Raw genomic sequence first — 14906 nt, 5'->3', positions numbered from 1 at the left:
GGGGCCGGACCCGGTGGGCGCGCGAGCCGTCAGGCGCCGATGAGCTTGGCGAACTTCTCCTCGTACGCCGTCTCTTCCTCGGCGGTGAGGGAGCGGAAGGCGTGCGACTTGGCGGTCATCGCCCGGTCCGGGACGATCAGGGTGTTGTCCGCGAGCCCGGGGTCGATCGCGGCGAGCTCGTCCTTGACCCCCTCGACCGGGCAGACGTAGCTGATGTACGCGGCCAGCTGCGCGGCGACCGGCAGCTCGTAGTAGTAGTCGATGAGCTTCTCCGCGTTGGCCTTGTGCCGGGCCTTGGCGGGGACCAGCAGGTTGTCGCTGGAGGTGATGTAGCCGGCCGCCGGAATCGCGTACTTGATGTCCGGATTGCCTGCCTGGAGCTGGATCACGTCGCCCGCCCAGGCGAGGCAGGCGGCGAGGTCGCCCTTGTCGAGGTCGGAGGTGTAGTCGTTGCCCGTGAAGCGGCGGATCTGGTTCTTGTCCACGCCCTTCTGGAGCCGGCCGACCGCCGCGTCGAAGTCGGCGGTGGTGAAGTCCGCCGGGTTCTTGCCCTGGTCGAGCAGGGTCATGCCGACGCTGTCGCGCATCTCCGTCAGGAAGCCGACCCGGCCCTTGAGGGTGGGGTCGTCGAGCAGCTGGGTGACAGAGTCGACCGTCTTGCCGCCGGTGGCCTTGGAGTTGTAGGCGATGACGGTGGAGATGCCGGTCCAGGGATAGCTGTAGGCGCGCCCCGGGTCCCAGTCGGGGCTGCGGAACTGCGGGGAGAGGTTGGCGTAGGCGTGCGGGAGGCGGGAGGAGTCCAGCTTCTGGGCCCAGCCCAGGCGGATCATGCGGGCGGCGAGCCAGTCGGTGACGACGATCAGGTCGCGGCCGGTGTCCTGGCCGGCCGCGAGCTGCGGGCGGATCTTTCCGAAGAACTCGACGTTGTCGTTGATGTCCTCGGTGTACTTGACCTTGATGCCGGTCCGCTTGGCGAACTCCTCCAGGGTCGGACGGGTCTTCTCGTCCTCGCTGGTGTCCATGTACTCGGTCCAGTTGGAGAAGGTGATCTCCTTCTCCCGGTCCGAGTGGTCGTCGGAGGCCGCCGCGGCGGCACCCTCGCGCTTGGCGGGCGGGATGCCGCAGGCGCCGAGGGTCGACAGGCCTGTGAGGGTGAGCGCTCCGACTCCGGAGGCGCGCAGCAGCGAGCGGCGGGTCAGGGCGCCCCGCCCGCTGGTGAGGCTGCGCCGCATCGCGGCGCTCTGCGCCGCGGAGAGGCGGCCGGGTTCGAACTGCTCCATGCGCGTTGCCCTTTCGGGATGGGTGCGGCGCCGCTGGTCCGGCGGCTGGCTTCTATCGGTCCCCGAAGATCGTGCGGTGCCAGTCCTTCTCGGCCACCGCGGTGTTGTCGTACATCACGTGCTTGACCTGCGTGTACTCCTCGAAGGAGTAGGCGCTCATGTCCTTTCCGAAGCCGCTGGCCTTGTAGCCGCCGTGGGGCATCTCGCTGATGATCGGGATGTGGTCGTTGACCCAGACGCAGCCCGCCTTGATCTCGCGGGTGGCGCGGTTCGCCCGGTACAGGTCGCGGCTCCACGCGGATGCGGCGAGTCCGTACGGGGAGTCGTTGGCCAGCTCGATGCCCTCGTCGTCGGTGTCGAACGGCAGGACGACGAGGACGGGTCCGAAGATCTCGGACTGGACCACCTCGCTGTCCTGGGCCGCCCCGGTGATGAGGGTGGGCCGGTAGTAGGCGCCCTCGGCGAGCTCGCCGCCCGGGATCTCGCCGCCGGCGACGACGGTGGCGTACGCGCGGGCGCGCTCCACGAACCCGGCGACCCGGTCCCGCTGGGCGTGCGAGACCAGCGGGCCGAGGTCGGTGGTGGGCGCGAAGGGGTCGCCGACGCGGACGGTCCCCATCAGTTCGGCGACCCGGGCGACGAAGGCGTCGTGCAGGGGGCGCTGGACGTAGGCCCGGGTGGCGGCCGTGCAGTCCTGGCCGGAGTTGATGAGGGAGGCGGCGACGGCGCCGTGCGCCGCGGCCTCCAGGTCGGCGTCGTCGAAGACGAGGAAGGGGGCCTTGCCGCCGAGCTCCAGGTGGAGCCGCTTGACGGTGGCGGTCGCGATCTCCGCGACCCGCCTGCCGACGGCGGTGGAGCCGGTGAAGGAGGTCATGACCACGTCCGGGTGGCCGACCAGGTGCTCGCCGGCGTCCCGGCCGGCGCCGGTGACGATGTTGACCACCCCGTCGGGCAGACCCGCCTCCTTGGCGGCCTGCGCGAACATGAGGGAGGTCAGCGGGGTGAGCTCGGCGGGCTTCAAGACGATGGTGTTGCCCGCGGCGATGGCCGGGAGGATCTTCCACGCGGCCATCTGGAGCGGGTAGTTCCACGGGGCGATGGAGCCGACGACCCCGATGGCCTCGCGGCGCACGTAGGACGTGTGGTCGCCCGAGTACTCGGCGGCCGCCTGGCCCTGGAGGTGCCGGGCGGCGCCCGCGAAGAAGGCGGTGTTGTCGATGGTGCCCGGCACGTCGAACTCCGTCGACAGCTTGACCGGCTTGCCGCACTGGAGGGACTCGGCGTACGCGAAGTCCTCCGCCTGCTCGGCGAGGACGGCGGCCAGCCGGTGCAGGGCGTCCGAGCGCTCCCCGGGGGTGGCGCCGGACCAGGCCGGGAAGGCCCGTTTGGCGGCGGCGACGGCCTCGTCGACGTCCGCGGTGCCCGCGAGTTCGTAACGGAGCACCTCGTGCCCGGTGGCCGGATCGACCACGGTGTGTGACCGGCCCGAGGTGCCGGGCCTGAGCCGCCCGTCGATGTACTGCGCGCCGTCTGCGAAGCGGTCCTTGACCTGGAAGCGGTTGCCCATCACGCTCTCACGCTCTCCGTAGCTACAGTTCGAGCTACAGCTCGAATTGAGTGCCGATCCTGGCAGAGGCGGTGCCCTCGGCCAAGTGATTCCGTTGTTGCCTTTTGATTACGCGACGAAATCGGTCGACCATGTGTCGAGGCACGCCCGAAATCCCGTACGAAGTGTCCGTGGCGACTGTCAGACTCGCGTGCATGGAGACGATCGAGGAACTGATCAAGCAGGTCAGCAGCGGTGAGCGGGTGAAGTTCCTGCCGTTCTGGGGGCACCGTCCGCGGCCCGACGGGACCCTGGGACCGAGCTGTCTGAGCCAGTGGTGGCCGTCCGAATTCACTGTGGGTGACGTCCGGTACGCCACGGCGGAGCACTGGATGATGGCCGGCAAGGCCCGGCTGTTCCAGGACCCGGAGGCGGAGCGCGCCGCCCTGGAGGCGGCCACCCCGGCGGAGGCGAAGAAGGCGGGGCGGCTGGTGCGCGGCTTCGACGACACGATATGGAAGCGGGAGCGCTTCGCCCTGGTCGTGGAGGGCAGCGTGCACAAGTTCGGCTCCGATCCGGCGCTGCGGTCGTACCTCCTCTCCACCGGGAAGCGGGTGCTGGTCGAGGCGAGCCCCATGGACCGGATCTGGGGCATCGGGCTGGCCGCCGACGACGAGCGCGCCCTGGACCCGGCGCGCTGGCGCGGGCTGAACCTGCTGGGCTTCGCACTGATGGAGGCGCGCGAGCGCCTGCGCGGCGCCTCGGCGTGACCGGGGGGCTCCGTGCGCTCCGCGAACCGGTACGCCTTCGGGGGCCGGCCGACGCGGCGTTCCGCAGGGTGGCCCGGATCGAGGAGGGCCGGGGCGCGCACGGGCCCCGGCTCGCCCGGGGGACGCGGCCGCCGGCCGGTGCGGGCCTTGGCGCGCGGCCCCGTCAGACCTTTTCGCGGATCTCGGAGGAGTCCGTGTACGGGTTCCGGTAGTCGGAGTCGCCGCCCGGGAGGCCGGCGAGGACCCCGAAGAACATGACCGTGACCAGGATGCCGGCCACGACGCCCACGGCTCCCGTGATGATGCCGGCCAGCGCCAGCCCGGCGTTGTCGGCCTCACCGCGGGCGGCCTTGCCGCGGCCGAGGGCGCCGAAGATCACCGCGCCGATACCCAGGGGTATGCCCAGGAAGGCCACGAAGCAGCCGAACAGGCCGAGGACGACGGCCAGGATGCCCAGGACCAGCGCCGTGATGCCGAAGCCGTTGCTCATCCGCTGCCCGTACGGCGGGTATCCCGTCGGGCCGCCGCCCGGGTGGCCCGGGTAGCCCGGGTGGCCGGCATATCCCGCGTCCCCGGGGTAGCCGTACCCCTGGACGGCGGGCCGGGCGGCCGGGTAGCCGTATCCGCCCGCGTCCGGCGGGGCCGGATACCCGTACGCCGCCTGACCGGATGTCGCGGTGTCGGCCGACGGCGGCAGGGACTCCCCCGGCATCCCGGCGAGCGTCGGCTGGTCGTGCACGGACGGCGGCCCCGGCGCACCCGCGGCGCCCGAGGCGCCCGCCGGGCCGGAAGGGCCCTGGGGCGTGCCCTGCGTCTTGCCCAGCTCGACCGCCGGACGCTCGGGCGGCGCCCACGGGTCTCGCGGATCCGGACTGTTCTCGGTCATGCGGCACCCCCCTCTCGTACAGCCATGCTAAGCGCTGCCACCGACAGTCACCGGGGTGCCTACGATGAAGCCCGACCTGCCCGCACCCGCGTCCTACCGGAGGCACCCCCATGACCGACCTGCACCCCTTCATCGCGGGGCTGCCCAAGGCGGAACTCCACGTCCACCACGTCGGCTCCGCGTCCCCGCGCATCGTCGCGGAGCTCGCCGCCCGGCACCCCGACTCGAAGGTCCCGACCGATCCCGAGGCCCTCGCCGACTACTTCACCTTCACCGACTTCGCGCACTTCATCGAGGTCTACCTGTCGGTGGTCGACCTGGTGCGCACCCCTGACGACGTCCGGACCCTCACCTTCGAGGTCGCCCGCGACATGGCCCGGCAGAACATCCGCTACGCCGAGCTGACCATCACCCCCTACTCCTCGACCCGTCGCGGCATCGAGGAGGGGGCCTTCATGGCGGCCATCGAGGACGCCCGCAAGGCGGCCGAGGCCGAGCTCGGCGTGATCCTGCGCTGGTGCTTCGACATTCCCGGCGAGGCCGGCCTGGAGGCCGCCGCCGAGACCACCCGCCTCGCCGTCGACCTGCGCCCCGAGGGCCTGGTCTCCTTCGGTCTCGGCGGCCCCGAAATCGGCGTCCCGCGCCCGCAGTTCAAGCCGTACTTCGACCGGGCCCGCGCCGCCGGCCTGCACAGCGTGCCGCACGCCGGCGAGACCACGGGCCCCGGAACCGTCTGGGACGCCATCCGCGAGCTGGGCGCCGAGCGCATCGGCCACGGCACCAGCTCGGTGCAGGACCCGGAGCTCCTCGCGTACCTGGCCGAGCACCGGATCGCGCTGGAGGTCTGCCCGACCTCCAACATCGCCACCCGCGCGGTGACCGACCTCGACCTGCACCCGGTCAAGGAGATGGTCGCCGCGGGCGTGCTGGTCACGATCAACAGCGACGACCCGCCGATGTTCGGCACTGACCTCAACAACGAGTACGCGGTCGCCGCCCGCCTCCTCGACCTCGACGAGCGCGGTCTCGCGCAGCTCGCGAAGAACGCGGTGGAGGCCTCGTTCCTGGACCCGGCCGGGAAGGCGCGGCTCACCGCGGAGATCGACACGTACACCGACGGATGGCTCGCATTCTGAAGTCCCCCTGAGAATGGGGGTCATGCGCACTCTGACTGCCGTCGGCCACCGCGGCGATCCCTACCGTGTCCGTGAGAACACCCTCCCCTCGATCCGTTCCGCCTTCGCCCGCGGGGCGGACGCGGTCGAGGTCGACGTACGCCTGACCCGCGACGGGGTGCCGGTCCTGCTGCACGACGCGTCGCTCCGGCGGCTGTGGGGCCACGACGTACGGCTCGACGCGGTCACGGCCCCGCAGCTCAGGGAGCTCGTGGGGGGCGGTGTGCCGACGCTGCGCGAGGCCCTGATGGCGGCGGGCGCGGGCCGGGTGATGATCGATCTCCCGGGTGCCTCGGCGGAGGCGGTGCGGACCGTCGTGGACCTGGTCCGCGCGTGCGGGGCGCGCGAGCGGACGTACTACTGCGCCGGACCGAACAGCATGCTGGCGGTCCGCGCCGCCGATCCGGGCGCGGAGATCGCGCTGACCTGGACCACGCTGTCGCCGCCGCGGCGGGTGCTGATCGACGCCGTGCGGCCCCGCTGGCTCAACTACCGCTTCGGGCTGGTGAGCCGGGAGCTGACCGGCGCCCTCCACCGGGACGGCCTGCTGGTGTCGGCCTGGACGGCGGACACGAAGCGGACGATGCGCTCCCTCATCGCCGCCGGGGTGGACGCGGTCACCACGAACCGGGTCGATGCGCTGGCGGACGTGCGCGCGGAGTTCGGCCGGTGACACCCCGGCTCGCCGAGCGCCCGCGGCACGCGGCTCCCCGGTGGCGGACGGCGCCGGTCAGGCGGCTGCCCGCGGGGTGGCCGGCAGGGCCTCCAGCCGCTTGATCGCGCGGCGCAGGATCAGCAGGGGGATCACCCCGAAGACGCCGAAGGAGATGTCGATGAGCGACCACCCGAAGGGGATGTCGCGGATCGGGCCGCAGATCAGTGCCAGCGGGACGACACCGGCGCAGGCGATCATGCCGGCCTCGACGATCCATATGTTGCGGACGGGGTCGCGGTAGACCCCGTAGAAGAAGACGGCGATGACGAGGTGGGCGAAGGCGAGCCAGTCGGTGCCGTAGAGCAGGAAGGGGTAGTCGGCGTCGGCCCGGTCCAGTCCGTCGCCCACCCGTCGCAGCCACGCGTTGTCCACCAGGGAGTTCCCGAGGCGGACCTCGCTGACGAGGGGGAAGGCGGTGAGTCCGCTGAGGACGAGACACACGAGGAACAGCAACAGCCAGGCACGGATGCGCCGCTGAAGGGCGCTTCTCTCGCTCATGCAAGGAAGCCTACCCGCATTTCTGAACACGTTCAGCAGAATTCCTGAACATGTTCAGTTCTGCACTGCCCGCAGCTCAGAGCCCGACGATCGCGTTCCAGCGCTTGGCCAGGGAGCGGCGCTCGGCGGAGGAGATGTCCCGCGCCACGGCGAGCCGCCTGCGCATCCCGTCGTCGGGGAAGATCAGCGGGTTCTCGGCCAGTTCGGCGGTCTCCCTGTCGTCGGAGCCGGCGAGGACCTCACGGGCCGCCGGAACCGGGCAGACGTAGTTGACGGACGCGGCCAGCTCCGCGGCCACCTCGGGGGCGTAGTAGTGGTCGATCAGGGCTTCGGCATTGGCCTTGTGCCGGGCCAGATTGGGGACCAGCAGGCTCTCCGCCCACAGTTCGGCCCCCTCTTCGGGGACCACGAACTCGATGTCCGGGTTGTCGGCTTGGAGCTGGATGGCGTCGCCGGAGTAGGCCTGACAGGCCAGGACGTCGCCCTTGCCGAGGTCGGAGGTGTAGTCGTTGCCGGTGAAGCGGCGGATGTGCCGCTTCTTCACCATCGCCTCGACCCGGTCGCACATCCGGTGGAAGTCGGACTCGGTCCAGGCCGTGACGTCCACGCCGTCCCCCTGCATCAGCAGGGCGTAGGACTCGTCGAGGCCGGAGAAGAGGGTCACCCTGCCCGCCAGGTCCGGCTGCCACAGGTCCTTGACCGACTTGATCTCCCGGCCCAGGGCCCTGCGGTTGTAGGCGATCCCGGTGATCCCCGACTGCCAGGGGACGGTGTGCAGTCGGCCCTCGTCGAAGGCGGGGGAGCGCAGCTGCGGGTCGAGGTGGCGGGCCACGTTGGACTGGGCCGAGCGGTCCATCTTCTGGGCCCAGCCCAGGTGGACGAAGCGGGCGGCCATCCAGTCGCTGACCACGACCAGGTCGTGCCCGGTCTCCTGCCGGTTCATCAGGGCCGGGCTGACCTTGCCGAAGAACTCGTCGTTGTCGTTGATCTCCTCGGTGTACCGGACCTCGATGCCGGTCTGCTCCGAGAAGGCCTCCAGCGTCGGCCGCCGGGTCTCGTCCTCGTCGTCGGTGTCGATGTACAGCGGCCAGTTGGAGAAGGTGACACTCCGGTCCCGCTCGGACCGGTCGGGGCCCCCGCGCCGGCCCTCGGGGACGTAGGCGGCGGGGACCCCGCAGCCGGTCAGCACGGCCGGCAGGCCCACGGCACCGAGGCCGCGCAGCGCCGCGCGGCGGGAGAAGGCGAGTTGAGGCATGGCCACAGCCTCGGGGGAACACGAGGGGGCGGGCAATAGACATGTTGTCTACTGCCCGCCCCCTCAACGCTGTGCTCTGGCCGATGCGGCCGGTCAGCCGTCGAGCGAGGTCATCACGTGCTTGATGCGGGTGTAGTCCTCGAAGCCGTAGGCGGAGAGGTCCTTGCCGTAGCCGGACTTCTTGAACCCGCCGTGCGGCATCTCGGCGACGAGCGGGATGTGGGTGTTGATCCACACGCAGCCGAAGTCGAGGTTCTTGGACATCCGCATCGCCCGGCCGTGGTCCTTGGTCCACACGGAGGAGGCGAGGGCGAACTCGACGCCGTTCGCGTACTCCAGGGCCTGGGCCTCGTCGGTGAACGACTGGACGGTGATGACGGGGCCGAAGACCTCGTGCTGGATGATCTCGTCGTCCTGCTTGAGGCCGGAGACGACGGTCGGGGCGTAGAAGTAGCCCTTGTCGCCGACCCGGTGGCCGCCCGCCTCCACCTTGGCGTGGGCGGGGAGGCGCTCGATGAAGCCCGCGACCTGGTTCAGCTGGTTCGGGTTGTTCAGCGGGCCGTACAGCACGTCCTCGTCGTCGGGCCGGCCGGTCTTGGTGTCGGCGGCGGCCTTGGCGAGGGCGGAGACGAACTCGTCGTGGATCGACTCGTGCACGAGCACGCGGCAGGCGGCGGTGCAGTCCTGGCCCGCGTTGAAGTAGCCGGCGACCGCGATGTCCTCGACGGCCTTGGCGATGTCGGCGTCCTGGAAGACCACGGCCGGGGCCTTGCCTCCCAGCTCCAGGTGGACGCGCTTGACGTCCTTGGAGGCGCTCTCGGCGACCTGCATGCCGGCGCGCACGGAGCCGGTGATGGAGGCCATCGCCGGGATGCGGTGCTCGACCATGGCGCGGCCGGTCTCGCGGTCGCCGCAGACGACGTTGAAGACGCCCTTGGGCAGGACCGAGTCGATGATCTCCGCCATCAGCACGGTGGAGGCCGGGGTGGTGTCCGAGGGCTTGAGCACCACGGTGTTGCCCGCGGCGATGGCCGGGGCGAACTTCCACACGGCCATCATCATGGGGTAGTTCCACGGCGCGACCTGGGCGCAGACGCCGACCGGCTCCCGGCGGATGATCGAGGTCATCCCGTCCATGTACTCGCCGGCCGAGCGGCCTTCGAGCAGGCGGGCGGCGCCGGCGAAGAAGCGGATCTGGTCCACCATCGGCGGCAGCTCCTCGCTGGCCGTGAGGCCCAGCGGCTTGCCGGTGTTCTCCGACTCGGCGGCGACGAGCTCGTCCGCGCGCGCCTCGAAGGCGTCCGCGATCTTCAGCAGCGCCTTCTGGCGCTCCGCGGGGGTGGTGTCGCGCCAGCCCGGGAAGGCGGCCGCGGCGGCGGCCATGGCCGCGTCGACGTCGGCCTGGCCCGAGAGCGGGGCGGTGGCGTACGCCTCGCCGGTGGCGGGGTTGACCACCTCGGTGGTCCGCCCGTCGGCGGCGGCCTTGAACTCCCCGCCGATGTAGTTGCGCAGACGACGCAGTTCGGTGGTCACTACAGCCACACTCCTGATCACATGTCCAACGATTGAGACGAATCCCAAGCCTAGCTCCTCGGCGGAGGCATTCGACAGGCCCGGATGCCACGAACTACGAAATCAGTGAGATCCGAGCACGCAAACAACGGATTTCATCGGTTCCGTCTTGCGGAACAGACGACTCCTCGTGCACAGTGTGGTCGTGGTCAGTCGAAGCGCAGATTCCAGGAACAGACAACCGTCCCCTTCGGTCGATGCTGTGTCCCTGGCGATCATCGAGCAACTGCAGGAGGACGGCCGCCGTCCCTACGCAGCGATCGGCAAGGCCGTCGGCCTGTCGGAAGCCGCCGTGCGCCAGCGCGTGCAGAAGCTGCTCGACCAGGGCGTCATGCAGATCGTCGCCGTCACCGACCCGCTCACCGTGGGCCTCAGGCGCCAGGCGATGGTCGGCATCAACGTCGAGGGGGACCTCGACCCCGTGGCCGACGCCCTGACGGCGATGGCCGAGTGCGAGTACGTGGTGATGACCGCGGGATCGTTCGACCTGATGGTGGAGATCGTCTGCGAGGACGACGACCACCTGCTGGAGACGATCAACAAGAAGATCCGCGCGCTCCCCGGCGTGCGATCAACCGAAAGCTTCGTTTATCTGAAGCTGAAGAAGCAGACCTACATGTGGGGAACCCGATAACCGTGAGCCAGGACCTCTCCAAGACCGCGTACGACCACCTGTGGATGCACTTCACCCGCATGTCGTCCTACGAGAACGCACCCGTCCCCACCATCGTCCGGGGCGAGGGCACCTACATCTGGGACGACAAGGGCAAGCGCTACCTCGACGGTCTCGCCGGACTGTTCGTGGTCAACGCCGGTCACGGCCGCAAGGAACTGGCCGAGGTCGCCTACAAGCAGGCGCAGGAACTCGCGTTCTTCCCGATCTGGTCGTACGCGCACCCCAAGGCCGTGGAGCTCGCCGAGCGCCTCGCCCACTACGCCCCCGGCGACCTGAACAAGGTCTTCTTCACCACCGGTGGCGGCGAGGCCGTCGAGACCGCCTGGAAGCTCGCCAAGCAGTACTTCAAGCTCCAGGGCAAGCACACCAAGTACAAGGTCATCTCCCGTGCGGTCGCCTACCACGGCACCCCGCAGGGCGCGCTGTCCATCACGGGCCTTCCGGCCCTGAAGGCCCCCTTCGAGCCGCTGGTCCCCGGCGCGCACAAGGTGGTCAACACCAACATCTACCGCGCCCCGATCTACGGCGACGACCCCGAGGCCTACGGCCGCTGGTGCGCCGACCAGATCGAGCAGGAGATCCTCTTCGAGGGCGCCGACACCGTCGCAGCCGTCTTCCTGGAGCCGGTGCAGAACGCCGGCGGCTGCTTCCCCCCGCCGCCCGGGTACTTCCAGCGGGTCCGCGAGATCTGCGACGAGTACGACGTCCTGCTCGTCTCCGACGAGACGATTTGCGCGTTCGGCCGCCTCGGCACGATGTTCGCCTGTGACAAGTTCGACTACGTGCCGGACATGATCACCTGCGCCAAGGGCATGACCTCGGGCTACTCCCCGATCGGTGCCTGCATCATCTCGGACCGCCTCGCGGAGCCCTTCTACAAGGGCGACAACACCTTCCTGCACGGCTACACCTTCGGCGGCCACCCGGTCTCCTCGGCGGTCGCGCTGGCCAACCTCGACATCTTCGACAAGGAAGGCCTCAACCAGCACGTGCTGGACAACGAGGACGCCTTCTTCTCGACGCTGAAGAAGCTGCACGACCTGCCGATCGTCGGCGACGTCCGCGGCAACGGCTACTTCTACGGCATCGAGCTCGTCAAGGACAAGAGCACCAAGGAGTCCTTCACGGACGAGGAGACGGAGCGCGTGCTCTACGGATTCCTCTCCAAGGCGCTCTTCGAGAACGGCCTCTACTGCCGGGCCGACGACCGCGGCGACCCGGTGATCCAGCTGGCCCCGCCGCTGATCGCGGACCAGGGCACCTTCGACGAGATCGAGGGGATCCTGCGCTCGGTGCTCACCGAGGCGTGGACCAAGCTCTAGAACGCCCCGCCACACGGCCCGGATCGTCCGTTCGAGTGAGAACAGGAGGGTCCGGGCCGTGTGCTGTCCACAGACAAGACGTTCATCTCTTTACATCTCTCTACGACGCCAGTGACCGATCGGCATCCGCCTTCGTTCCCCCGGACGGGGGAGCCGGGCCGGTCCGGTCCCGATCCGCAGTCGACCGAAGAGGTGTACGCCATGGTGGCCCCACCGGACAACGACGTGCTCTGGGCACGCTCCCTGCACTACTCCCACAGCGGCTCCCCCGGCCTCATCGGCGTCTCCGTCGCAGTCGGCCAGGGCGAGATCCTGGCCGTGACCGGGCCGCGCGGCAGCGGGAAGACAACCCTGCTGCGCTGCCTCTCCGGGCAGCTGCCGCCCGAGCAGGGCGAGGTCTGGTTCAACAGCGTCCCGGTGCACACCATGGGAGCCCTCGCCCGGGAGCGCCTGCGCCGCGACCGGTTCGGCTGGATCGGGCCCGAGCCGCGCCTGCTGCCCGAGCTCAAGGTCTGGGAGAACGCGGCCCTGCCCCTGCTCATGGCCGGGGTCTCCCACCGCACCGCCAAGCACGCCGCCTGCGAGTGGCTGGAGCGCCTCGACATCGGCGCCTTCGCCCGCAAGCGGCCCGCCGCCCTGAGCCGTGCCGAGTCCCAGCGGGTCGCCCTGGCCCGGGCCCTGGTCAACCAGCCCGCGGTGATCTTCGCCGACGAGCCCACCGCCCCGCTGCACCGGGCCGAGCGGACCCTGCTGCTCCGTACGCTGACCAGCGCCGCCCGCTCCCACGAGATCACCGTGCTGCTGGCCACCCACGACGAGGAGACGGCGGCCGCCGCCGACCGGCGCCTGGCCCTGCTCGACGGCCGGTCCGCCGCGGTCGCCGAGGCCGCCGGCGCGGACGCGGCGGGCTCACCCGGCTCCCCGGCCTCCCCCGGCTCCGAGACCACGGAGGACCAGGCCGCGTGCTCGCTCTCCGCCTAGCCCGCGGCTCCCGGCCCCTCGTCCAGCTGCGGCGGCTGCTCGTCGCCGCGGCGTCGGCCGGCACCGGGTTCCTGCTGCTGTACGTGCTCGCCGGGGCCCTGGACCGCCCCGCCGGATCGTTCCTCCGGCTGCTGTGGGCGCTGGTCCCGCTTGCCGCCACCGTCCAGCTCGCCGTCGCCGTGGCCCGCACCGACCCCGCGACCCGTCCCCCCGAGGGACTGGACGCCGCCGGGCTGGGGCCCGTACGGCGGGTCCTGGTCGCGGCGATCTCCACCGCCGTCTCGTGCGCCCTGGGCAGCGCCCTCGCCCTGGCCGCCTTCCTCCACCTGCGCGGGGACCTGGCCGGGCTGCCCTTCGACGGCGCGGGGGCGCGCCTGCTCCACGCGGACCGGCCGCTGCCCGTCGCCGCCGCCCTGACCCTGCTGGCCCTGGTCCCGCTGGCCGCCTCCGCCGCGACCGCCCTCTGCCTGCGCCCGCACGCCCCGCTGGCCCCGCAGACCGGCCTGCCCTGGGGCATCACCCTCACCGCGTGCGGGCTCGCCACCCAGGCGTTCGCCGGCCGGGGCGGCGCCGGAATGCTCGTCGGCTGGTCCCTGACCGCGGTCGGCCTCGTGCTGGCCGGGCCCGGTCTGGCCTACGCCTGCGGGACGCTCGTGCAGGCGGTGCGCCCGGGCGCACCGCGGCTGCTGGCCGGCCGGGGCCTCCAGGAGCAGGCGAGCCGCCTCGGGCCGGCGCTGGGAATGCTGTGCGCCGTCGGCGCCGGCGCCCTCACGGCGCCGGCCCTGCGCGACGGGGGCGGGCTCCTCGTCCCGCTGGGCCCGCTGACGGGACCGGCCGCCGCGCTGGTGGCGCTGTGCGCGACCGCGAGCCTTCTCACATCCTCGGTGGAGGCCCGGCAGTCCCGGGCCCCCGGCCGCGAGGCCCTGCGCGACCTCGGCGCCCCGGCCAAGGTCCTGCGTACGGCCGCGAGTTTGCGGGCCACCGCGCTGATCGCCGTCTGCGTCCCGCTCAGCTGGGGTGTGGCGCAGCTGACGTCGATGGCCTTGACCCGCTGACGCGAGCAGCCCTTAGTGTGGGCCGAATGGTCAACGCAGACATCGAGATCGAGACGCTCGACGAATTCGACCGGGTAGCGGCCCGGGGCTCGCTGAGCGGCTACCGGATCCAGTCGGTCAACCTGCTGGAGCGGACGTTCGCCCTGCTGGCCGCCGACACCTCGGCGGCCGTGTTCCTGGGCTGCCCGATGGAGCCCGACGCCGCGGTGAAGGTCCGCGCCGACGGGGCGCTGGTCTACCCGCCCGTCCCGGACCTGCCGTTCAACCCGTACCGGGGTCTCCTCTACACGCCCGCGGAGCTCTTCGCCGGCCTGCCCGCGGGCTACGAGGCGACCCCGGACGCGCTGGCGTACTCCTGGTTCCAGGAGACCAAGTCGGACGGCGACGTCTTCTCCTCGATGCTGCGCTCCATCCACGACGACGCGGTCTCCGACGCCCTCGACGAGCACCTGGCCGGTGCCCGGGTGGTGGGGGTGATGGGCGGCCACGCCATGTCCCGCGGCGGCGCCGACTACCGCGGCGCGGCGGAGCTGGGCCGGACCCTGGCCCGTTCCGGGCTGACCGTGGCCACCGGCGGCGGCCCCGGCGCGATGGAGGCCGCCAACCTCGGTGCCTACCTGGCCCCGGCCCCGGACGAGGCCCTGCCGGAAGCCCTGGAGCTGCTGTCCAAGGCCCCGTCGTTCGTCCCGTCGGTGTCCGACTGGGCCCGCGCCGCCTTCGCCGTACGGGACCGGTGGCCCGCCGGCGGCGACTCGGTGGGCATCCCGACCTGGTTCTACGGGCACGAGCCGCCGAACGCCTTCGCCGGGCACGTCGCCAAGTACTTCGCGAACGCCACCCGGGAGGACGGGCTGCTGGCCCGGTCCACGGCGGGCGTGGTCTTCCTGCCCGGCGCCGCGGGCACCGTGCAGGAGGTCTTCGACAACGCGACGCCCAACTACTACGCGTCGCGGGGCGAGCCGACCCCGATGGTCCTGGTCGACCGTGAGCACTGGACCGAGCACCTGCCGGTGTGGCCGCTGCTGCGGGCGCTGGCGCGCGGCCGTGCGATGGAGGCCAGGATCACCCTGGTCGACTCCGTCGACGAGGTTCCGGCGGCGCTCGCGTCAATGCGCTGACCCCGCGAGGCAACTTCCGGGCCCGTTCTGACGTCTGGCAGTGGTACCGCAAAATCT

At 71.3% G+C, this 14906-nt stretch carries 14 protein-coding genes; 8 read left to right on the top strand and 6 right to left on the bottom strand.

The features are described 5' to 3' along the window. Nucleotides 1–29: 29 nt before the first annotated feature. Together ACFWU6_RS06185 and ACFWU6_RS06180 are read right to left on the bottom strand one after the other, a co-directional pair. Complete coding sequence (locus ACFWU6_RS06185; RefSeq protein WP_383800927.1) at nt 30–1280, bottom strand: spermidine/putrescine ABC transporter substrate-binding protein; 1251 nt, start codon at nt 1278–1280, stop codon at nt 30–32. Nucleotides 1281–1332: 52 nt separating this feature from the next. Beyond that, nucleotides 1333–2847 (bottom strand): gamma-aminobutyraldehyde dehydrogenase, encoded by a 1515-nt coding sequence (locus tag ACFWU6_RS06180; protein WP_383978892.1) that lies wholly within the window; start codon nt 2845–2847, stop codon nt 1333–1335. A 194-nt stretch (nt 2848–3041) separates the two neighbouring features. On the opposite strand from ACFWU6_RS06180, the gene ACFWU6_RS06175 reads away from it, so the two are divergent. Further along, a complete protein-coding gene (locus ACFWU6_RS06175) occupies nt 3042–3596 on the top strand; it encodes an NADAR family protein (RefSeq protein ID WP_383978821.1) in 555 nt (184 codons plus the stop codon). Nucleotides 3597–3759: 163 nt separating this feature from the next. On the opposite strand, the gene ACFWU6_RS06170 is transcribed toward ACFWU6_RS06175, so the two are convergent. Further along, a complete protein-coding gene (locus ACFWU6_RS06170) occupies nt 3760–4482 on the bottom strand; it encodes a DUF4190 domain-containing protein (protein WP_383978818.1) in 723 nt (240 codons plus the stop codon). A 110-nt stretch (nt 4483–4592) separates the two neighbouring features. Here ACFWU6_RS06170 and ACFWU6_RS06165 point away from each other — a divergent pair, with 110 nt between their 5' ends. Both ACFWU6_RS06165 and ACFWU6_RS06160 read left to right on the top strand, forming a co-directional pair. Continuing rightward, a complete protein-coding gene (locus tag ACFWU6_RS06165) occupies nt 4593–5618 on the top strand; it encodes an adenosine deaminase (RefSeq protein ID WP_383978815.1) in 1026 nt (341 codons plus the stop codon). A 22-nt stretch (nt 5619–5640) separates the two neighbouring features. Then, nucleotides 5641–6330 (top strand): glycerophosphodiester phosphodiesterase, encoded by a 690-nt coding sequence (locus tag ACFWU6_RS06160; protein ID WP_383978812.1) that lies wholly within the window; start codon nt 5641–5643, stop codon nt 6328–6330. Nucleotides 6331–6387: 57 nt separating this feature from the next. On the opposite strand, the gene ACFWU6_RS06155 is transcribed toward ACFWU6_RS06160, so the two are convergent. The 3 genes from ACFWU6_RS06155 to ACFWU6_RS06145 all read right to left on the bottom strand — a co-directional run bounded on the left by ACFWU6_RS06155 (nt 6388) and on the right by ACFWU6_RS06145 (nt 9658). Continuing rightward, nucleotides 6388–6870 (bottom strand): hypothetical protein, encoded by a 483-nt coding sequence (locus ACFWU6_RS06155; protein WP_383978809.1) that lies wholly within the window; start codon nt 6868–6870, stop codon nt 6388–6390. Between the two features lie 76 nt (nt 6871–6946). Then, nucleotides 6947–8125, bottom strand: coding sequence for a PotD/PotF family extracellular solute-binding protein (locus ACFWU6_RS06150; RefSeq protein ID WP_383978806.1), 1179 nt, complete (start codon nt 8123–8125; stop codon nt 6947–6949). Nucleotides 8126–8218: 93 nt separating this feature from the next. Then, nucleotides 8219–9658 (bottom strand): gamma-aminobutyraldehyde dehydrogenase, encoded by a 1440-nt coding sequence (locus ACFWU6_RS06145; RefSeq protein ID WP_383978889.1) that lies wholly within the window; start codon nt 9656–9658, stop codon nt 8219–8221. A 169-nt stretch (nt 9659–9827) separates the two neighbouring features. Here ACFWU6_RS06145 and ACFWU6_RS06140 point away from each other — a divergent pair, with 169 nt between their 5' ends. The 5 genes from ACFWU6_RS06140 (at nt 9828) to ACFWU6_RS06120 (ending at nt 14849) form a co-directional block, all read left to right on the top strand. Continuing rightward, nucleotides 9828–10331, top strand: coding sequence for an Lrp/AsnC family transcriptional regulator (locus ACFWU6_RS06140; RefSeq protein ID WP_069922162.1), 504 nt, complete (start codon nt 9828–9830; stop codon nt 10329–10331). Further along, the gene (locus ACFWU6_RS06135; RefSeq protein WP_267717557.1) at nt 10316–11695 is read left to right on the top strand and encodes an aspartate aminotransferase family protein; all 1380 of its coding nucleotides are present in this window, start codon (nt 10316–10318) and stop codon (nt 11693–11695) included. The genes ACFWU6_RS06140 and ACFWU6_RS06135 overlap by 16 nt, the downstream gene beginning before the upstream one ends. Nucleotides 11696–11896: 201 nt before the next feature. Next, nucleotides 11897–12676 (top strand): ABC transporter ATP-binding protein, encoded by a 780-nt coding sequence (locus ACFWU6_RS06130; RefSeq protein WP_383978802.1) that lies wholly within the window; start codon nt 11897–11899, stop codon nt 12674–12676. Then, a complete protein-coding gene (locus ACFWU6_RS06125; RefSeq protein ID WP_383978799.1) occupies nt 12658–13731 on the top strand; it encodes a hypothetical protein in 1074 nt (357 codons plus the stop codon). Before ACFWU6_RS06130 ends, ACFWU6_RS06125 begins: the two co-directional genes overlap by 19 nt. A gap of 26 nt (nt 13732–13757) precedes the next feature. Then, nucleotides 13758–14849 carry an LOG family protein gene (locus ACFWU6_RS06120; protein WP_383800899.1) on the top strand — a complete coding sequence of 364 codons (1092 nt, stop codon included), beginning with the start codon at nt 13758–13760 and terminating at the stop codon, nt 14847–14849. Nucleotides 14850–14906 lie beyond the last annotated feature (57 nt).

Source organism: Streptomyces sp. NPDC058674 (assembly GCF_042716505.1).
GTDB lineage: Bacteria > Actinomycetota > Actinomycetes > Streptomycetales > Streptomycetaceae > Streptomyces.
Note: the sequence above shows the minus strand (reverse complement) of the source record. Positions and strands in the feature narration are given on the sequence as shown.